Below are 21,943 nucleotides of genomic sequence, written 5' to 3'. Positions count from 1 at the left end.
GTTGTATCTAGTATGTTTTTTAGCACAAAATTAATTTCTGATTTTTTTATAGTGCGACTTTTATTTAATAAAATTATATCTTTACTGTTTGAAGAGCCTGAACAAATTACAGTGGTTGGACCTAAAGAGAACACTTTTATAAAATTGGCATTAGTATTTTCCAATTGTTCTATCACAAGTTCCGAATGATTATTAGTAACATCTATTAATTTCATCATCTCACCCCTCTTACTTTTAGTTAGTACAATATATTATATAACTAAAAAAATACTATTTAAAGCTTTTTTTACTTTTAATAAGTAAAAAATCTTGAACTTTAAAATAAAAAGAGTGATTATATCTAAAAGAAGTGTTTGAGTCCAATGATTCTGAAACAAAACGGCGTTTGAATTCATCGTAATAAGTATTGCTTTTTTTTAATACATTTTTTTATATATGGGTTTGTCTTTACAAATTGGTGTTTGTTTGGGTGTAAATGCTAACTTTGACAGTTAGAGTGTAGTCAATGTGTAATACGGTCTTAATGGACTGTACAACCTTACATCAACCATGCGTATATTTTTCTATATAAGTATACAAAAATAAGCCCTATAGAGGGCACTTTTTTTAGTGTCCATTCTATAGGGTCCATTTTATTAATCGTACAAGGTTTTTTTATTTTTCAACAAGACTTGTTCCATTTGTTTCAATGACTTCTTTATACCATGAAAAACTTTTCTTTTTATATCGCTCTAATGTACCTGTTCCATCATCATGACGATCAACATAAATAAATCCATAACGTTTTTTCAATTCTGCTGTTGAAGCACTGACTAAATCGATACAACCCCAAGTTGTGTATCCCATAACTTCTACACCATCTTTAAGGGCTTCTCCAACTTGGACCAAATGATCATTCAAGTAATCGATACGGTAATCATCATTCACAGTTTTATTTCCATTTTCATCTATAATCAGTTCATCATTAGCTCCTAAACCATTCTCAACAATAAACAATGGTTTTTGATAACGATCCCAGAAATCATTTAATACGATTCGCAATCCTTTAGGGTCAATTTGCCAGCCCCATTCTGAAGCTTCTAAATACGGATTAGGGATACCGCCTAAAATATTACCTTTACCAGCTTCTCGTTTGCTTTCATCAGCTGTTTCTGTAGAACTCATATAATAACTAAATGAAATGAAATCGACCGTATTTTTCAACAACTCTTCATCTTCTGGGCCAAAATCTAACTCAATCGCATTTTCACGGAAAAATCGTTTCATATACCCTGGATAAGTTCCTCGAACATGTACATCTGAGAAGAAATAGTTTTTACGCTCTGCTTCCATTACAGCAATAACGTCATCTGGGTTTGGAGTTAATGGGTATGTCGGCATAGCTAAAACCATACATCCGATTTGTGCTTCCGGCATAATTTCATGCCCGATTTTTGTAGCCAATGCACTCGCTACTAATTCGTGATGAACCGCTTGATACAAATCTTTTTGTGTCAATTTTTCTGGTGCAGTAGCTATTCCACCACTCATAAATGGTGCATGTAAAATGGAATTGATTTCATTAAAGGTCAGCCAGTATTTCACTTTCCCTTTATAGCGTGTAAAGACAGTACGTACATAATTTTCATAAAAGCCAATCATTTTGCGATTAACCCAACCGTCGTATTCTTTGGCTAAATGTAATGGTGTTTCATAGTGAGATAGTGTTACTAATGGTTCAATATTGTACTTAAGAAGTTCATCAAATAAATCATCGTAAAATTTTAATCCAGCTTCATTTGGTTCAGCTTCGTCTCCATTAGGAAAGATGCGAGACCATGCAATTGACGTACGGAATGTTTTAAATCCCATTTCTGCAAATAATTTAATGTCTTCTTTATAGCGGTTATAAAAATCAATCCCGACTAATTTCATGTTATCTTCTGTCGGTTCGTCCGTTATCGGGCCAAATCCGCCTTGAGGTGTTACATCTTGGACAGACCACCCTTTACCATCTGCGTTGTAAGCTCCTTCTAATTGGTTTGCAGCTACTGCTCCACCCCACAAAAAATCTTTTGGAAATTGTTCTACTGTCAAAGTCATCTTCTCCTTTTTTCGATCAATTATTTTAGATTCTTCATTTTATTAAACGTTTATTTTATTAAGTATAGCATATGTTTTTTTAATAAAGGATACAGCAGTTGCCTAGAAAAGAACTCGCTCAAAACAAGCCCCTTCTTTCGCCTGCTTTATTTATTTACTTAAATCCATTCCATTCGTTTCAATAACTTTTTTATACCAGAAGAATGAATCTTTTCTAGAACGCTCTAATGTTCCTTTCCCTTCATCATCTTGATCAACGTAAACATATCCATAGCGTTTAGACATTTCTGAAGTGGAAGCACTAACTAGGTCAATCGCTCCCCAACTCGTGTAACCCATTAGATCCACACCATCTAGTACCGCTTCTTTCATTTGTTCAATATGCTTTTGCAGATAATCAATTCGGTAATCATCATGAATACTGCCATCTTCTTCTACTTTATCATAAGCTCCTAATCCATTTTCAACAATGAACAACGGCAATTGATAACGATCATAAAAGTCATTCAGTGTCCATCTCAATCCAATTGGGTCAATTTGCCATCCCCAATCTGATGTTTCCAAATAGGTATTTTTTATCCCTCCCATAAAGTTTCCGCTAACTTGATCTTCTGATGGGTTTGAGCTAGTTGTACTGGACATATAATAACTAAATGAGATGAAATCAACCGGATAAGCTTTTAAAATTTCATCATCTCCACGTTCTTTATGGATTGTTATGTTATTTTCATTGAAGTAACGATCCATATAGCCAGGATACTCTCCGCGTGCTTGAACGTCTGTAAAGAACAAGTTCAACTGATTTTCCTCTTGCGCTTTTATTATATCCTTCGGGTTATTAGTTTCAGGGTAAGTTGTCATGCGCGCCAACATACATCCTATTTTAAATTCAGGATTAATTTCATGTCCAATTTTTGTAGCTAATGCGCTAGCTACAAATTGATGATGTCCAGCTTGATAAGACAACTCCAATGGATTTTCTGAGTCATTTACTAGTACTCCACCGCCTGTATATGGACTTAATGTAATAATGTTGATTTCATTAAATGTAAGCCAGTATTTCACTTTATTTTGATAACGTGTGAAGACAGTCTCAGCATAATTAACAAAGAGATCAATGACTTGGCGATCCGCCCATCCATTATACTTCAAAGTTAAGTTCAAAGGTGTTTCGTAATGAGACAGAGTTACCAAAGGCTCAATGCCATATTTTAGACATTCGTCAAATACGCTATCGTAAAAAGCAAGTCCTTCCTCATTTGGTTCTATATCATCCCCATTTGGAAAAATACGTGCCCAGTTAATCGATAAACGGAATACTTTAAAGCCCATTTCTGCTAACAAAGCGATGTCTTCTTTATAATGATGATAAAAATCAACCCCAAAACGTTTCGGGAAAACAGCATCTACTTTTCCTGCTAAAATTGCTTCAATTTCTTTACCTGAAACGTCTAATGAAAACCCTTCTCCTCGTTCTTCTTTAGGTATAAATTTTACCATGTCGGCTGTAGAGAGGCCTTTTCCTCCCTCATTATATGCACCCTCAAATTGATTGGCTGCAGTTGCGCCTCCCCATAAAAATCCTTCTGGAAAACCATTACTATTTTTCATCTGATTACCTCATTTTCTTATTTTTTAAATGACTACAGTCATTAATTGTTCGTTAGAAGAAACAGTTGCTTTCTCTGTCGTGATGACATCTAAATAATTTTGTGAATTTGTGATAACTACAGGCGTAACCACGCTGTAACCGGCTGCTTGGATCTTGGCAATATCAAATTCAATTAAAAGCTGACCTTTTGTTACTTTGTCTCCTTGCTTAATGTGTGGAACAAATCCTTCAGCATTCATTTGAACAGTATCCATACCAATATGGATCAAGATTTCTGTTCCTTCATCTGACGTTATACCCACTGCATGAAACGTTGGAAAAAGCATTGTGACAACTCCATTAACTGGTGAAACTAATTTCCCTTCAGTTGGTTCAATTGCCAAACCTTTTCCCATAGCTCCAGATGAAAAAGCTTCATCTCGAACATCAGAAAGCGGAATAATAGATCCTTTTAATGGGCTTTCGATAGTATCTTTTCCAATATAAACTTCATTTCCTGAATCAATGATTCCATCATTAGTTGTTTCTGCCACAACTGCATCATCTTCATACAATTTTCCGAAACCAGCAATATAAGTTAATACAAAACCAAGAATCATAGCTCCAATGATAATGGCTATTACTATAGGCACATTACCTAAACCACTCTCAGCAGGATTCAAGAAGTTGGTGATTCCAAATACTCCTAGTCCTCCTACAACGTATCCATTGGCTCCGACTAATCCTAGAGTTGCTCCACCCACACCGGCAGCGATACAGCTCATGATGAAAGGTTTTTTAAGAGGCAAAGAGATACCATAAATTGCTGGTTCTGTTACACCGAACATACCGGAAATTACAGAAGGAATACCTAAAGACTTAACCTTTTTCTCTTTTGTTTTTACCATAATTGCAATAATTGCTCCAGTTTGGGCAAATGAAGCTGCAAATGACATTGCTAAAATAGGATCATATCCGTAAACAGCTAAGTTATTCAGAGCTACTGGCACAAGACCCCAATGCAACCCGAACATAACAAATATTTGCCAGAAACCACCTACAATTGCACCTGCTAAGATTGGGCTCAAGTTATAAACGGCTAAAGTCCCGGCTCCTACTAAGCTACCTGCCCATGTTGCGATTGGTCCAACGATCATGAAAGTTACTGGGACAATAATCAAAAGAGTAAAAAAAGGAATTAAGAAGGTTTTGACCACGTCTGGAATGATTTTTTTCAATCCTTTTTCAACTTTAGATGCTAGAAAAATAGCAACAATAATCGGAATAACGGTTGACGAATAGTCCATTAGAATAAGTGGAAGTCCTAAGAAAGTGGTGTGCACTGGGGACTCAATAATGGATCCGGAAAACAGTGTATAAAGAGGATCTCCTGCTCTGATTCCAGCTAAAGTCGGGTAAACGAGTGAAGCACCAATAGCCATAGCCGTGAACTGATTCACTTTGAATTTTTTACTGGCTGTAAATGCTAGGAAAATAGGGAAGAAATAAAACAATGAATCACCTATAGCATTTAATATTTGATACGTTCCTGATTCAACTGTTAGCCAGCCTAGTGCTACAAACAAAGCATTAAATCCTTTGATCATACCAGTAGCAGCTAATGTTCCTAAAGTTGGTGCAAAAATTCCTGAAATCATATCAACGAACTTATTGAACAGACCTACTTTCTCATCTGATTCTTGTTCAGAAGAATCATTACTATTTAAATTTCCGACAGTTACGACTTCTTGATAAACATCCGGTACATGATTTCCAATAACGACTTGATACTGTCCGCCACTTTTGATTACGGTTACAATTCCGTCCATTTTCTTTAGTACATCAGTATTTGCTTTACTTTCATCTTTTAATTTAAACCTTAATCTTGTTACACAATGAGTTAAACTATTGATATTTTCTGTTCCGCCCACGTTTTCAATTATTGATTTAGCTAATGCTTCATATTTCATCCTAAGTCCTTCTCTCATTTTAGTTTTTTAAAAAAGAAAAACCTAAATCAATAGCAAGATGCATCTTTACAGAATACATTTCAGCTATCAATTTAGGTTTTGCCTGCTTACGCAGTAACAATCCATCATTGAAGTGTTTATTTTATTTTATTTTTTCACTCGTTACTCGTTGGATATGAATAGCTAAGTAAACTTGTTCATCTTTCGACAGTGACGTGTGATGTTTACTTTCGAGGTAATTATTAATTCTGTTTGTACACTCAAAAGCTTTAGGATATTTTATTTTTACTTGTTCAAACAAAAAATCATCATTAGAATTTTTGTTATCATGTTCCAACATTCTACGAGCAAAATATTGCAGGTGAGTAACAAAACGGGAATAGTTAAATGAATCTTCATCAAAAGTGATTCCAAATTGTAACCGTACAATTGTTAAAATATCTTGCACAACTTCAGTCATCTTCACTGTAATTCCTATTTCTTGTCCTTCTTGTTTAGCATTCACAATATGCAAAGCAATGGATGCAGCTTCGTCTTCATTCATGATCACACCAAGTTTAGTTTTAATATGTTCTAATGCTTTTAATCCGATTTCATATTCTGCTTTATAAAATTTCTTTATTTCCCAAGTTAACGGATTTTTTATATCTATTCCTTCACTAGTACGCTTTATAGCATAATCTAAATGATCAGTTAATGTTAAATAAATATTATTGCTTAATTTGGTTTTTAAAATAGTTTGAGCGTATTTGATCGTATCGGTGGCTATTTCTATAATTTCTGGGTTGATTTCTTTAAACAAAGTAGAAAAAGTTTCAATACCTTCATTTCCTTCTGGTACAAAAGTTTTTTCTATTTTTTCGACTTCAATTGTATCTCCAACTTTTCGTTGAAAGGCAATCCCTCTTCCCATTACTACCATTTCTTCATTAGTATCAGTTAAGGTAATCACAACATTATTATTCAATACTTTTTCTATTCTCATTTTATCGCTTTGCTCACCAACTTTCGTCTTATAGAAAAATAAAAAACCTAAACTCATTCCAAATGCTCTATCTCAAATGGAATAGAACGATTTCGAATCAATTTAGGTTTTGCCTGCTGATGCAGTAACAATCCTTTATTAAAACTAATATAACACGGCTTTTTTGTTTTTGCAAGCGTTTTTTTAGTCACCTATTTTATTTTTTTGCAAATGCTAAACAAAAAGACACCATCCGAAGATGATGTCTTTTTGTTTGCGTGGCAGCGTCCTACTCTCACAAAGGGAAACCCTTCACTACCATCGGCGCTAAGAAGCTTAACTGCTGTGTTCGGCATGGGAACAGGTGTGACCTTCTTGCCATCGCCACCACACAAATTTCAATCTAGAGAACGTTGTTCTCTCAAAACTGGATAAGTTAAAAGTTTGTTCTTCGTTTAGAAACCGTCGTACACCGTTTATTCTTTGGTTAAGTCCTCGACCGATTAGTATTGGTCCGCTCCATCTATCGCTAGACTTCCACTTCCAACCTATCAACCTGATCATCTCTCAGGGGTCTTACTCACTTACGTGATGGGAAATCTCATCTTGAGGGGGGCTTCACGCTTAGATGCTTTCAGCGTTTATCCCGTCCACACATAGCTACCCAGCAATGCCCTTGGCAGAACAACTGGTACACCAGAGGTGTGTCCATCCCGGTCCTCTCGTACTAAGGACAGCTCCTCTCAAATTTCCTACGCCCGCGACGGATAGGGACCGAACTGTCTCACGACGTTCTGAACCCAGCTCGCGTACCGCTTTAATGGGCGAACAGCCCAACCCTTGGGACCGACTACAGCCCCAGGATGCGATGAGCCGACATCGAGGTGCCAAACCTCCCCGTCGATGTGGACTCTTGGGGGAGATAAGCCTGTTATCCCCAGGGTAGCTTTTATCCGTTGAGCGATGGCCCTTCCATGCGGAACCACCGGATCACTAAGCCCGACTTTCGTCCCTGCTCGACTTGTAGGTCTCGCAGTCAAGCTCCCTTATGCCTTTACACTCTGCGAATGATTTCCAACCATTCTGAGGGAACCTTTGGGCGCCTCCGTTACACTTTAGGAGGCGACCGCCCCAGTCAAACTGCCCGTCAGACACTGTCTCCCAGCCCGATAAGGGCTGTGGGTTAGAGTGGTCATACAGCAAGGGTAGTATCCCACCAACGCCTCCACCAAGACTGGCGTCCTGGCTTCAATGGCTCCTACCTATCCTGTACAAGCTGTACAAACACTCAATATCAAACTGCAGTAAAGCTCCATGGGGTCTTTCCGTCCTGTCGCGGGTAACCTGCATCTTCACAGGTACTATAATTTCACCGAGTCTCTCGTTGAGACAGTGCCCAGATCGTTACGCCTTTCGTGCGGGTCGGAACTTACCCGACAAGGAATTTCGCTACCTTAGGACCGTTATAGTTACGGCCGCCGTTTACTGGGGCTTCAATTCTGAGCTTCGCCCGAGAGCTAACCCATCCTCTTAACCTTCCAGCACCGGGCAGGCGTCAGCCCCTATACGTCATCTTACGATTTTGCAGAGACCTGTGTTTTTGATAAACAGTCGCCTGGGCCTATTCACTGCGGCTGACCAATTGGTCAGCACCCCTTCTCCCGAAGTTACGGGGTCATTTTGCCGAGTTCCTTAACGAGAGTTCTCTCGCACACCTTAGGATTCTCTCCTCGACTACCTGTGTCGGTTTGCGGTACGGGCAGTTTGTTTCTAACTAGAAGCTTTTCTTGACAGTGTGACATCGGGAACTTCGGTACTTAATTTCCCTCCCCATCACAACTTGTTCTTAAAGAAGCAAGCATTTGACTCACTTCAAAACTTGTTGCTTGGACGCGCATATCCAACAGCGCGTATTCCTTAGCCTACTGTGTCCCTCCATTGTTCAAACAAAACAAACTGGTACAGGAATCTCAACCTGTTGTCCATCGTCTACGCCATTCGGCCTCGACTTAGGTCCCGACTAACCCTGGGAGGACGAGCCTTCCCCAGGAAACCTTAGTCATTCGGTGGACGGGATTCTCACCCGTCTTTCGCTACTCATACCGGCATTCTCACTTCTAAGCGCTCCACTAGTCCTCACGATCTAGCTTCAACGCCCTTAGAACGCTCTCCTACCATAGAACCAATGGTTCTATCCACAGCTTCGGTGTTATGTTTAGCCCCGGTAAATTTTCGGCGCAGGGTCACTCGACTAGTGAGCTATTACGCACTCTTTAAATGATGGCTGCTTCTGAGCCAACATCCTAGTTGTCTAAGCAACTCCACATCCTTTTCCACTTAACATAAACTTTGGGACCTTAGCTGGTGGTCTGGGCTGTTTCCCTTTCGACTACGGATCTTATCACTCGCAGTCTGACTCCCGGATATAAATCAATGGCATTCGGAGTTTATCTGAATTCGGTAACCCGAGAAGGGCCCCTAGTCCAAACAGTTGCTCTACCTCCATGATTCTAATTCCGAGGCTAGCCCTAAAGCTATTTCGGAGAGAACCAGCTATCTCCAAGTTCGATTGGAATTTCTCCGCTACCCACACCTCATCCCCGCATTTTTCAACATACGTGGGTTCGGTCCTCCAGTGCGTATTACCGCACCTTCAACCTGGACATGGGTAGATCACTTGGTTTCGGGTCTACGACCACATACTCATTCGCCCTATTCAGACTCGCTTTCGCTACGGCTCCGTCTCATCAACTTAACCTCGCATGGGATCGTAACTCGCCGGTTCATTCTACAAAAGGCACGCTATCACCCATTAACGGGCTTTAACTATTTGTAGGCACACGGTTTCAGGGGCTATTTCACTCCTCTTCCGAGGTTCTTTTCACCTTTCCCTCACGGTACTGGTTCACTATCGGTCACTAGGGAGTATTTAGCCTTGGGAGATGGTCCTCCCGGATTCCGACGGAATTTCTCGTGTTCCGCCGTACTCAGGATACTGATCAGAGTGGATGTGGTTTCGGATACAGGGCTTTTACCTTCTTCGGCAGACCTTTCCAGGTCGCTTCTCCTACCAAATCCATTTATGACTCTATGTGTTCAGTCCTACAACCCCAGAAAGCAAGCTTTCTGGTTTGGGCTATTCCCGTTTCGCTCGCCGCTACTCAGGGAATCGATTTTTCTTTCTCTTCCTGCAGGTACTTAGATGTTTCAGTTCTCTGCGTCTACCTCTACTAACCTATGTATTCAGTTAGCAGTAACATCCTATCAAAGATGCTGGGTTCCCCCATTCGGAAATCTTTGGATCAAAGCTTACTTACAGCTCCCCAAAGCATATCGGCGTTAGTCCCGTCCTTCATCGGCTCCTAGTGCCAAGGCATTCACCGTGCGCCCTTATTAACTTAACCTATGGTTAATCGTTAATGTTCAATACTCATCTTACGATGAGAACCTTAAAAAACTCATTTTTAAAACTTTTCGGTGTGTTTCTGGTTTCTTACTTGAATTACAATTTTTAACTTTATCCAGTTTTCAAAGAACAACATCTATCTATTGAGAAGATTAGACCTCTCAAAACTAAACAAAGTAAGTACGAATGTGTGGGTTTCCGTTAAATTCCTTAGAAAGGAGGTGATCCAGCCGCACCTTCCGATACGGCTACCTTGTTACGACTTCACCCCAATTATCTGTCCCACCTTAGGCGGCTGGCTCCCAAAAGGGTTACCTCACCGACTTCGGGTGTTACAAACTCTCGTGGTGTGACGGGCGGTGTGTACAAGACCCGGGAACGTATTCACCGCGGCGTGCTGATCCGCGATTACTAGCGATTCCGGCTTCATGCAGGCGAGTTGCAGCCTGCAATCCGAACTGAGAATGGCTTTAAGAGATTAGCTTGGCCTCGCGACCTTGCGACTCGTTGTACCATCCATTGTAGCACGTGTGTAGCCCAGGTCATAAGGGGCATGATGATTTGACGTCATCCCCACCTTCCTCCGGTTTATCACCGGCAGTCTCACTAGAGTGCCCAACTGAATGCTGGCAACTAATAATAGGGGTTGCGCTCGTTGCGGGACTTAACCCAACATCTCACGACACGAGCTGACGACAACCATGCACCACCTGTCACTTTGTCCCCGAAGGGAAAGCTCTATCTCTAGAGTGGTCAAAGGATGTCAAGACCTGGTAAGGTTCTTCGCGTTGCTTCGAATTAAACCACATGCTCCACCGCTTGTGCGGGTCCCCGTCAATTCCTTTGAGTTTCAACCTTGCGGTCGTACTCCCCAGGCGGAGTGCTTAATGCGTTAGCTGCAGCACTGAAGGGCGGAAACCCTCCAACACTTAGCACTCATCGTTTACGGCGTGGACTACCAGGGTATCTAATCCTGTTTGCTCCCCACGCTTTCGAGCCTCAGCGTCAGTTACAGACCAGAGAGTCGCCTTCGCCACTGGTGTTCCTCCACATATCTACGCATTTCACCGCTACACGTGGAATTCCACTCTCCTCTTCTGCACTCAAGTTCTCCAGTTTCCAATGACCCTCCCCGGTTGAGCCGGGGGCTTTCACATCAGACTTAAAGAACCGCCTGCGCTCGCTTTACGCCCAATAAATCCGGACAACGCTTGCCACCTACGTATTACCGCGGCTGCTGGCACGTAGTTAGCCGTGGCTTTCTGGTTAGATACCGTCAGGGGATGAGCAGTTACTCTCATCCTTGTTCTTCTCTAACAACAGAGTTTTACGATCCGAAAACCTTCTTCACTCACGCGGCATTGCTCCGTCAGACTTTCGTCCATTGCGGAAGATTCCCTACTGCTGCCTCCCGTAGGAGTCTGGGCCGTGTCTCAGTCCCAGTGTGGCCGATCACCCTCTCAGGTCGGCTACGTATCATCGCCTTGGTGAGCCATTACCTCACCAACTAGCTAATACGCCGCGGGTCCATCCATAAGCGGTAGCCGAAGCCACCTTTTTTCCATCTGTCAGGAGACAATTGGAAATATGCGGTATTAGCATCCGTTTCCGGATGTTATCCCCCTCTTATGGGCAGGTTACCCACGTGTTACTCACCCGTCCGCCACTCTTTTGTCTCGGTGGGTGCAAGCACCCGGTGAAACAAAAGCGTTCGACTTGCATGTATTAGGCATGCCGCCAGCGTTCGTCCTGAGCCAGGATCAAACTCTCATATAAAATGATGCTTGAAGCTCATTATTGATTGCTAGCGAATAATTATTCACTATATTTGTTACTGTTGACTCAGCACTGCTGAGTCACCCTCACATTTGGTTCGTCTTACTTTGTTTAGTTTTCAAAGGTCTAAAGTTGAATGTTTCGTTTGTGACAACTTACTAATAATATCATGTTCGATATCACTTGTCAACAACTTTTTAAATTTTCTTTTTCGCTGTGTCGGTTTATTTCAACCTGTCTCAGCGACATGTATTAATATAACAGGGATTTAACATATCGTCAATGATTTTTGGATAAAAATATAATTTATTTTTTATAAGCGAACTATTAAATTCCATTCTTATAGAGAAAACGTTCTCGTTTAACTAAAAACGAATAACTTAAATCTTATTTCATCAATCGTTCAATATGAATGATTTTTCAATTTACTACATATTTATACTTTTTATTACAAATTATCTCTTTTTACTATTTACAAAGCCTTTGTTTATAGAAAAAAAGCATCCAACCTAAATAAATAATCTAGATTAGATGTTCTTTTAGTTAACCTTATTAAGTTTTCGCGTAAGTTAGAGTTTTTACTTTACCGAATTTATTTTTTATCTTGATATTTTTCTAATGTAAATTCTGTATCTTCATAGTAGCCCGATTCATCACCATAGTATTTATTATATCGTTGTTTAAATTTCCTAAAGACAAATGTTGCTAGTACTCTTGAAATAGCATAAATAGGTACTCCTAAAACTAAACCAACAAAACCAAGCAGATCTCCTAAAACAAGCAAGACAATAATAATAGTTAATGGGTGAACGTTTAAATTTTTGCCCATTATATTTGGTTCAACTAAATTACCATCTACAAATTGAACAACTACCCAGACAATGATCAATTTGAGAACCATAACCCACGAGGTAGTCAAGGCTATTATTATCGCAGGTATCATTGCAAGAGCTGCTCCAACATACGGAATAATACTTGTAAATGTTGCAACTATAGCTAATACACCTGCATAATCTAAACCAATTATAGAAAAGCCTATAAACATCATGATTCCTAAAGAAAGTGAGATCATTAATTGACCCTTGATATAAGATCCTACTTGCTCGTTGATCGTCGCAAAGATATTTTTTGTATCTTTTCTAAATTTTGGCGGAATAATTTTCATTACATAACTGAAAAATTTTTCATCATCTTTCAACAAGAAAAATGCAATGATCGGAAATGTCACTATAACTACCACCACATTTGAAACCGTAGAAAAAATATTTGTTAATCCATTTACTGCTGTATCAAAATAGTCTACAGCGATACTCGGTATATTGCTCACCCAGCTGTTTAACCATTCTACTAAGTCACTTGCAGAATTTTCAAGTGGTGTACCATCTACCCAACTAATGACAGTCGTCCCAATCGTATCAACATAGGTAGGAAAGTTATTCACCAAACTAGTCACTTGTTCTTGTATCGGCGGAAAGGCTAATGCTACTGCACCTATTAAAATGCCAATAATGGCCACAAACAAAATAATGACACTCCAAATCCGTTTTATCTTATGTCTTTCCATCCAATCAACAATTGGATTTAAAAGATAATAAAAAACGAAAGCCAGTATAACAGGTGCTATTAATGTTGAAAAGATAACATTTAATGGCTCAAAAATAAATGCAATAGAATGATAAATGTAAATAACGATTCCTATCATTATGAGAATCAGTAATGTAAAAAGAGTATTATTGCCCCCTAAATAGTTCATGAACCTAGTTTTCTCTTTCATTGTGTCCCTCCTTATTTAAATTTTCGGACATTCATTATTCCGCCCAATCCTTATCTTTTTATTTTAAACTACTTCATATATAAAGTAAAAAAATCAACCCCCTTGAAAGGGATTGATTTTTTTATTATTGATTACGCATTGTCGGGAATAATAGTACATCACGAATAGATTGTGCATCTGTTAAGAGCATAACTAATCGATCAATTCCGATTCCTAATCCACCTGTTGGAGGCATACCATATTCTAATGATTCAAGGAAATCTTCATCAATCATATGAGCTTCATCGTTTCCTAAGGCACGTTCTTTCATTTGCGCTTCAAAACGTTCGCGTTGATCAATTGGATCATTTAATTCACTAAAGGCATTACCATATTCATTACCAACTATAAATGCTTCAAAACGATCTGTAAAGCGAGGATCTTCTACATTTTTCTTAGCTAACGGCGAAATTTCTAAAGGATGTCCATAAATAAAAGTTGGTTGAATCAGTTTATCTTCTACAAATTTTTCAAAGAATTCATTGACAACATGTCCAAATTGGCTGTGTTCTGTTACAGGTACATCATGTTCTTTCGCTAATGCACGCGCTTCTTCATCTGTCATATGTTTCCAAAAGTCTACCCCAGAGTATTCTTTTATCGCATCAACCATGTGTTGTCGTTTCCAAGGAGTTTCTAAATCGATTGCTTGTTCATTATAAGTGATTTTTCCTGTTCCTAAGACGCGTTGAGCTACTGTACGAATCAATCCCTCAACTAAATCCATCACATCTTCAAAATCAGTATAAGCAGTATAAGCTTCTAACATTGTAAATTCAGGATTATGAGTTGTATCTACTCCTTCATTACGGAAAACTCGTCCAATTTCATAGACTTTTTCCATCCCTCCAACGATTAGTCGTTTCAAATGCAACTCAAGAGCTATACGCAAATACAATTCCATGTCTAAAGCGTTGTGGTGTGTAATAAATGGACGTGCAGCAGCCCCACCAGCTAAATTATGCAATGTCGGAGTTTCCACTTCTAAGTAATCTTGTTCGTTTAAATAGTTACGAACTTCGCGAATAATTTGACTACGTTTAGTAAAACGATCAAAACTTTCTCGGTTACTGATTAAATCTAAATAACGTTGACGGTAACGTTGTTCAACATTTGTCAATCCATGGTATTTATCTGGTAATGGACGCAATGCTTTTGACAACTGGGTAATTGAAGTTGGTTTAATCGTTACTTCACCTGTGTCAGTTTTCATGATCGTTCCAGTTACACCAATAAAGTCTCCTAAATCAGCACTTTTAAAGGTAGCATAGTCTTCTTCACCAACAGTATCTTTACGTACGTAAATTTGGATTTGTCCTTCACGGTCTTGTAAGTGAGCAAACCCAACTTTTCCTTTGCCGCGTTTAGTCATGATACGACCAGCAACAGTTGCTGTTTCTTCTTTTTCAGCTATTTCTTCTTTAGTAAACTCATCATAAGCTTTGTGTAATTCATTTGATAGATGGGTTCTTTCAAAACGCCCACCAAATGGATCTACATTACGCTCACGCAAGGTATCAAGCTTTTCACGGCGGACAATCAACTGATCATTTAATTCTTCGTGATTTAATTCTTCGTGGCTCATTATTACCGCTCCATTTCTTTTGTAAATTCGTTCGTACTCAAATCATCACTCTTAATAATGCCAACATAACAAAAAAAAAGCAAGGAAATTACAAATGTTCTCATGCATTTCCTAACTTTTTTGTTTAACTTGTTTATCTTATTAACTTAGATTTCATACATGAATTTTATAATTAATATATTACCATATTTTTAAATCGAGTTAAAGGTACACCTAAAAAGAGGCCGGGACAAAAGTCCTAGCCTCCTCTTTTTATACGAATATTCATTCTAAAACGTGCTCCGAAAAACAGACCCGACGTCCACTTCGCGAATAATGCTCGATGGTCTATGACCATACTGCGCTTATTCGTTCCAGTGATTCGGGTCTAAACGCTTTTTGTCTCACTCTCTTTTTGCATTGTTTATTATTCTACATATGGGAAAACAGCTGTTGACAAGTAACGTTCCCCATTATCTGGGGCTACGGTAATAACTTTTTTACCTTGACCTAATTTTATCGCCACATCAATTGCTCCTTTAATTGCAGCACCTGAAGAGATACCAACTAACAACCCTTCTTCTGCAGCTAAACGACGTGTCATATCAAATGCATCATCACTAGATACTTGTAAGACTTCATCATAAAGTACTGTGTCTAAAACTTTAGGTACAAAACCTGTACCGATTCCTTGGATTTTATGTGGTCCTTTAGCTCCGCCACTTAAAATAGGCGATTCAGTTGGTTCTAAAGCATAAATTTTAATAGCAGGATCCGCTTGTTTCAAGACTTGTCCAACACCTGTCAAGGTTCCCCCAGTACCGACTGCTGAAACAAATGCATCTGGTGAAACTCCGCCAAAAGCTTCTAAAATCTCTGGTCCAGTAGTAGCAGCATGTACAGCAGGGTTAGCCACATTTTCAAATTGCATAGGCATAAAGTACCCTTTTGATTCTGCTAACTCTGTTGCTTTGTTGATTGAAGCTGAAATACCTTCTGCTCCCGGTGTCAAAATCAATTCCGCTCCATAAGCTTTTAATAATTTTCTACGTTCTAAACTCATTGTATCAGGCATAACAAAAATAGCTTTGTAGCCTTTAGCAGCTGCGATCATTGCTAAACCAACCCCAGTATTTCCGCTTGTTGGTTCTATAATAGTATCGCCTGGTTTTAATTTTCCTTCTTGCTCAGCTACTTCGATCATATTTAAAGCAATACGATCCTTTACACTTCCGCCTACATTAAATGATTCAAGTTTTACATAAACTTCTGCTGCATCTGCAGGAACCACTTTTGTTAAACGTATAATAGGCGTTTCTCCAATTAAATCCGTTACTGAATGAACTACTTTTACCATATTATGTTACCTCCTAAATTTAAGTTCTTTGTCTTTTTTAGTTTAAGGTTTATCGCTTACAATATCAAGCACAATGATTCTCATAATAGGTTTACTCATAAAACATCGACCTAAAAAAATAAAAGCTTTGAACAATTGATTTTTCAACCAACTACTCAAAGCCTTTCTTTAAACTTTTGAACTTTCTTTTAGCGCTTCTAATTCTTCTACAGTATAGTTATAGTTATTGCCACAAAAATGACAACTCGCCTCTGCACCTTGATCTTCAGTGATCATATCATCGATTTCTTTTTCTCCTAAAGCAATAATTGCTCTAGAAAAACGATCTTTTGAGCAATCACAGTTAAAAGCTACTGGTGATTTTTCTAAAATTTTAGCATTTCCTTTACCTACTAAACGTTCTAGTATTTCTTCTGGCTTTTCACCATTTTCCATTAATTGAGATACCATCGGAATAGATGCAATACTTTGTTCTAGCTTAGTAATGGTTTCGTCTGTTGCACCGGGCATAACTTGAATCATGAATCCGCCAGCTGTTTTGATAGTATCATCAGTATCTACAAGAACACTTAATCCAAATGCTGAAGGAGTTTGCTCAGAAGTAGCCATATAATAAGTGAAATCTTCTCCCAATTCTCCACTAACCAATGGTACTTGTCCTGAAAAAGTATCTTTCATCCCAAGATCTTTTGTTACAGTCAAGCTGCCTTGTGTTCCCACTGCTCCGCGAACATCAATTTTCCCAAGATCATTCGGTGGCAAACTCACTTTTGGATTGGCAATATATCCTTTTACTTCACCTTTTCCGTTACTGTCTACAATGATGTGTCCAACCGGACCATCGCCTTCAATTTTAACGGTGATTTTTTCATTACCTTTTAAAGTAGCTCCTAACAATAAGGCTCCAATCATCGTGCGCCCTAAAGCTGCTGAGGATGCACTCCATGTATCATGTCTTTGTTGTGCTTCTCTCACTGTTTCTGTTGCATCAATTGTATACACTCGTACTTGTCCATTAAAACAAATACTTTTTAATAAATAATCTGACATTTATTTCGCTCCTTTAATAATTCTTTGATTTAAATTGAGTACAAAAGAGGGACGCAACAGTGTCGCATCCCTCTTTTAATTTTGTGTTTGTTAGATTACGAACGTTTTGAAGAATCATCAGATTTGTCTTCATCATTATGATTAAGATCTTCATCTGTACCTAATTCTTTTTTCACTTCTTCAACGATATCTTTATCATCGTCTTGAACAGAATGTTTAGCTTTCGCTTCTTCTTCTTGCTCTTTTTTTAGACGCGCTGCTTCTTTAGCCTCACGAGCTTTTTTCACTTCTTCAAAAGAAGATCCTTCTGATTCATGTGGAAATTCTTCAGTAGCTGCATCAGGAGCTACAGGCATTTCACCTGTTTCAAATAAGCTCTTGATAGTACGTTCGTCTAATGTTTCGATCTCAAGAAGTTTTTCAGCAATCAATTTATGCTCTGCTTTGTACTCTTCTAAGATTCTACGAGCTTCAGTATGAGCTTCAGTAATGATACGACGAACTTCTTGGTCGATTTCATAAGCAATTTGTTCGGAGTAAGCTTTTGTTTGACCATAATCGCGACCTACAAATACTTGATGGTTTCCTTCGTATTGAACGGGACCTAATTTGTCACTCATACCATATTCAGTAACCATACTACGAGCTAATTGAGTCGCTTGTTGAAAGTCGTTGCTTGCTCCAGATGATTGAGAGTTAAATACCATCTCTTCAGCTACACGTCCACCTAACAAACCAACAATTTGTTCAAACATTTCTTTTTTAGTCATTAAGAAACGATCTTCTTTAGGAAGCATGATTGCGTATCCGCCAGCTTTCCCACGAGGGACGATCGTAACTTTGTGAACGATACGTGCATCATTTAGAACCATTCCAACAATTGTGTGTCCAGATTCATGGTAAGCAACCATTGCACGTTCTGTTTTACTAATAACACGGTCTTTTTTAGCTGGACCAGCAATAACGCGGTCTTGAGCTTCATCAAGATCTAATGCATCAATTTCTTTTTTATTGCGACGAGCTGCTACTAAGGCAGCTTCATTTAATACATTTTCTAAATCTGCTCCGGAGAAACCTGGAGTTTGTCTTGCTACAACTGCTAAGTCAACATCAGGTGCTAAAGGTTTGTTTTTCGCATGAACTTTTAAGATGGCTTCACGACCCTTAACATCAGGACGTCCTACTAAAATTTGACGGTCAAAACGACCTGGACGTAACAATGCTGGATCTAAGACATCGGAACGGTTTGTAGCAGCAATGACGATAACTCCTTCATTTCCGGCAAAACCATCCATTTCTACTAATAATTGATTTAATGTTTGCTCACGTTCATCGTGTCCGCCACCCATTCCGGCTCCACGTTGACGACCAACAGCATCAATTTCATCAATAAAGATAATCGCTGGAGCAGCTTTTTTAGCGTTTTCGAACAAGTCACGAACACGGCTTGCACCGACCCCAACAAACATTTCAACAAATTCTGAACCAGAGATCGAGAAGAAAGGTACTCCTGCTTCACCGGCAACTGCTTTTGCAAGCAATGTTTTACCCGTTCCTGGAGGTCCCTCTAACAAGACACCTGCTGGAATACGTGCTCCAAGTGCTGCAAAACGTCTTGGATCTTTCAAGAACTCAACCACTTCAACTAATTCTTCTTTCTCTTCATCAGCTCCTGCTACATCAGAGAAACGAACTTTGCTAGCTTTGCTGTCTGCTTCTTTAGCTTTTGATTTGCCAAAATTCATGACACCTCGTCCGCCTTGGCCACCACCACCTTGACCACTTTGTCCCATCATCATGTAGATAAAGAAGACAAAAATAACTAACGGCAATACTGAAATCAACAGCGTAACCCATATACCAGTTGTTTCTTCCTGCTGAGGTGTGTATTTAACATTTTTTTCGTTTGCTAATGTTGTAATTTCTTGTACAGAGGAATCATTTTGCAAGACTGCTGTAGTAAATGTTGTACTACTTGTATCTGTTGTGCCAAAAATATCGATACTTTGGCTAGAACTTTCCTCTTCAGCTTTTTCTTGTTCTTCACGGTATTCACCCGTGATTTGGTAAACTCCAGCATTTGGCTGAATTGTAAATGATTTGATTTTATTATCTTCTAATTGCGCTACGAATTCACTAGCTGAAAGGTTTGTATTCTCTTGCCCTGAGTTTCCACCTGTTGCCCAAGTTACAATTCCTATAATGACTAAGAAAACGATCGCATAGAAGAACCCGTTTTTAAAGAGTCCTTTTTTCATTGTGCCCTCCTTCTACAAACAAACTTTTTAAGTTCTATTCTGTATTTTATTATAAATGATGCTTGATTTTATATATTGTACCACATTTGACCAACATTGACCATTTATTTCTCTTCGTAAATTTCAGGTTTTAAAACTCCGATGTAAGGCAAGTTACGATATCTTTCAGCATAATCCAAACCATACCCAACAACAAATTCATTAGGAACTAAAAAGCCAACATAATCAGCTTTAATATCCACAACACGTCCTTCAGGTTTATCCAATAACGTGACAATTTTAACTGAACGAGCTTTACGGTATTTGAACATATCAATCAAGTAATTCAATGTACGTCCACTGTCAATAATATCTTCTACTAACAATAAATCGCGGCCCTCTACATTTGTGTTTAGATCTTTAACAATTTTAACTTCTCCTGAAGAAACTGTTCCGTTTCCATAACTTGAAACGTCCATAAAGTCCATTTCTAGATAAATATCCATTTCTTTTACTAAATCAGATAAAAACGGCATTGCTCCTTTTAAGATTCCAACCACTAAAGGATTTTTGTCTTGATAATCTTCTGTTAACTGTTTGCCTAATTCTACTGTTTTTTCAGCTAATTCTTGTTTTGAAAAAAGCACACGTTCAATATCATTTTTCATTATTTAAGTTCTCCTTTTCATTACCTATACTCTTAATTATTTTCATAAATGAGTATGTAATGTATTTTATCAGTTTCTGGCACAATAGACAATCTTGATTCCTTATATTCTACTAACCAAATGATTTCTCCCCTGCTATCCGCTACTATAATAGCTTCTTCACGTTTATCATACGGGATTTTTTGATCAATAAACAAATCTTTAATTTTTTTGCTCCCAGTTTCTAGTCCTTTTAACGTCATTCGATCTCCCGCTTTTCGATTTCTGACTTGCAGCGGAAGACTGATACTAGAAGGGTTTAACCATATAACTTGGGCATCTTTATTTTTAATAGTCAATGCTTGATCAGCTTCGAATAATCCTATTCGAGCTCCTGTAGGCAATTGTATCCATTTCCCTAAATTCAAGGAAAGTTCTTGCTCTATTTTTTTTGTATTAACTTCCAATTTGGCTGTTCTTTTAAAAAAATAAAGTTTTTGATAAGATTTCTGACCTACCCAATTTCCAGGCAAATCTACCTGACTATTTGGCTTGATACTTTCTATTAAATGGATCATTTGTATTTGGTGCTTTCTTCCAACAGGATGAACTTCTGTCTCGAATACTTGATTAAATAAAAGTTGCATAACTTGACGCCTCATAGCCGGTTCAAAGGTTAAAAACAACGGAATATCCAATTCCCATTTGTTAATACCTTTTTGAATGCAGACATTTGCTGTATTTCTTTTGATCTCTTTTTCAGCTAACTGAATCAAATCTAATAAATCAGATGAGAAATCAGAAAAATGGGTCAGCACTTGAGCGTTTTCTTTCTTTAGCAATGGAACGATTTGGTGCCTGTATCGATTTCTCGTGTAATCTAAACTTTTATTTGTTTCATCTTCAAAAAAGGATAATGCTTGTTCTTGACTATAATAGTAGATACTTTCCTTATCATAATCTAATAACGGACGAATCAATTGTTTCCCGTGAAATACTCGTTGCTTTTTTATTCCTGCAATACTTTCTAATTGACCTCCGCGAACCAATCTCATCAAAATAGTTTCTGCTTGGTCATCCCTATGATGTCCCGTAAGCAGATGAGTCGCTTGTTGTTCTTCTAGCATTTCATGAAAAAAAGTATACCTGAATTCTCTGGCAGCTGCTTCTACTCCTTCAGCAGGATGAGTATCTATATCCCACTTTCTTGAAAAAAAAGGGATATTTTTTTTGATACAATACTCAAAAATAAAGTGTTCTTCTTCTATAGAAGCCTCTCTCAATTCGTGATTTACATGGACAACTCCAAACCAAGGTCGAAGGGAGCTTGGCAACCGTTGAATCAAGTCTAACAGCACCATAGAATCTACCCCACCAGATACAGCCAGCAGCAAACGATCTGTCGTATTCCAATAGAGATTGTTTTGGCATTTCTCTAAAAACTCAGCATACATATCCATTTTAACTGCTCCTTTACATTAATTCT

12 protein-coding genes and 3 rRNA genes (1 of these 15 cut by a window edge) are annotated in these 21,943 nt (G+C 38.5%); all 15 read right to left on the bottom strand.

The features are described from left to right. Positions 1-218 carry the 5' portion of a DUF1827 family protein gene (locus tag BR65_RS10285; RefSeq protein ID WP_342341620.1) on the bottom strand. It extends 67 nt beyond the left edge of the window, so only the first 218 of its 285 coding nucleotides appear in the window; its start codon is at positions 216-218; its stop codon lies beyond the left edge, outside the window. A gap of 436 nt (positions 219-654) precedes the next feature. Further along, the gene (locus BR65_RS10280) at positions 655-2,082 is read right to left on the bottom strand and encodes a glycoside hydrolase family 1 protein (protein WP_034538072.1); all 1,428 of its coding nucleotides are present in this window, start codon (positions 2,080-2,082) and stop codon (positions 655-657) included. Between the two features lie 150 nt (positions 2,083-2,232). Then, positions 2,233-3,693 carry a glycoside hydrolase family 1 protein gene (locus tag BR65_RS10275; RefSeq protein WP_034538068.1) on the bottom strand — a complete coding sequence of 487 codons (1,461 nt, stop codon included), beginning with the start codon at positions 3,691-3,693 and terminating at the stop codon, positions 2,233-2,235. Between the two features lie 24 nt (positions 3,694-3,717). Beyond that, on the bottom strand, positions 3,718-5,643 hold the full coding sequence (locus BR65_RS10270; protein ID WP_023176659.1) for a beta-glucoside-specific PTS transporter subunit IIABC: 1,926 nt from the start codon (positions 5,641-5,643) through the stop codon (positions 3,718-3,720). Positions 5,644-5,785: 142 nt separating this feature from the next. Beyond that, entirely contained in the window at positions 5,786-6,628 is an 843-nt protein-coding gene (licT, locus tag BR65_RS10265; protein WP_034538783.1) for a BglG family transcription antiterminator LicT, read from the bottom strand. A 255-nt stretch (positions 6,629-6,883) separates the two neighbouring features. Further along, positions 6,884-6,999, bottom strand: a 5S ribosomal RNA gene (gene rrf, locus BR65_RS10260). A gap of 91 nt (positions 7,000-7,090) precedes the next feature. Then, a 23S ribosomal RNA gene (locus tag BR65_RS10255) occupies positions 7,091-10,011 on the bottom strand. 216 nt (positions 10,012-10,227) lie between these two features. Continuing rightward, positions 10,228-11,789: ribosomal RNA gene (locus BR65_RS10250) — 16S ribosomal RNA — on the bottom strand. The 16S, 23S and 5S rRNA genes sit together here, the layout of an rRNA operon. 592 nt (positions 11,790-12,381) lie before the next feature. Next, on the bottom strand, positions 12,382-13,563 hold the full coding sequence (locus BR65_RS10245) for an AI-2E family transporter (RefSeq protein ID WP_023176657.1): 1,182 nt from the start codon (positions 13,561-13,563) through the stop codon (positions 12,382-12,384). A gap of 124 nt (positions 13,564-13,687) precedes the next feature. Beyond that, positions 13,688-15,187 carry a lysine--tRNA ligase gene (lysS, locus tag BR65_RS10240; protein ID WP_023176656.1) on the bottom strand — a complete coding sequence of 500 codons (1,500 nt, stop codon included), beginning with the start codon at positions 15,185-15,187 and terminating at the stop codon, positions 13,688-13,690. A gap of 406 nt (positions 15,188-15,593) precedes the next feature. Next, positions 15,594-16,523 (bottom strand): cysteine synthase A, encoded by a 930-nt coding sequence (gene cysK / locus BR65_RS10235; RefSeq protein ID WP_023176655.1) that lies wholly within the window; start codon positions 16,521-16,523, stop codon positions 15,594-15,596. Between the two features lie 168 nt (positions 16,524-16,691). Further along, complete coding sequence (hslO, locus tag BR65_RS10230) at positions 16,692-17,573, bottom strand: Hsp33 family molecular chaperone HslO (protein ID WP_023176654.1); 882 nt, start codon at positions 17,571-17,573, stop codon at positions 16,692-16,694. 95 nt (positions 17,574-17,668) lie between these two features. After that, positions 17,669-19,831: an ATP-dependent zinc metalloprotease FtsH gene (gene ftsH / locus BR65_RS10225; RefSeq protein WP_023176653.1), complete on the bottom strand. Its 2,163-nt coding sequence runs from the start codon at positions 19,829-19,831 to the stop codon at positions 17,669-17,671. Positions 19,832-19,935: 104 nt separating this feature from the next. After that, the gene (gene hpt / locus BR65_RS10220) at positions 19,936-20,481 is read right to left on the bottom strand and encodes a hypoxanthine phosphoribosyltransferase (RefSeq protein WP_187948871.1); all 546 of its coding nucleotides are present in this window, start codon (positions 20,479-20,481) and stop codon (positions 19,936-19,938) included. A 29-nt stretch (positions 20,482-20,510) separates the two neighbouring features. After that, positions 20,511-21,917: a tRNA lysidine(34) synthetase TilS gene (gene tilS, locus BR65_RS10215; RefSeq protein ID WP_023176651.1), complete on the bottom strand. Its 1,407-nt coding sequence runs from the start codon at positions 21,915-21,917 to the stop codon at positions 20,511-20,513. Positions 21,918-21,943 lie beyond the last annotated feature (26 nt).

The sequence above is a fragment of the Carnobacterium inhibens subsp. inhibens DSM 13024 genome (assembly GCF_000746825.1).
Taxonomy (GTDB): Bacteria; Bacillota; Bacilli; order Lactobacillales; family Carnobacteriaceae; genus Carnobacterium_B; species Carnobacterium_B inhibens.
This window is presented reverse-complemented; position numbering and strand designations above follow the sequence as displayed.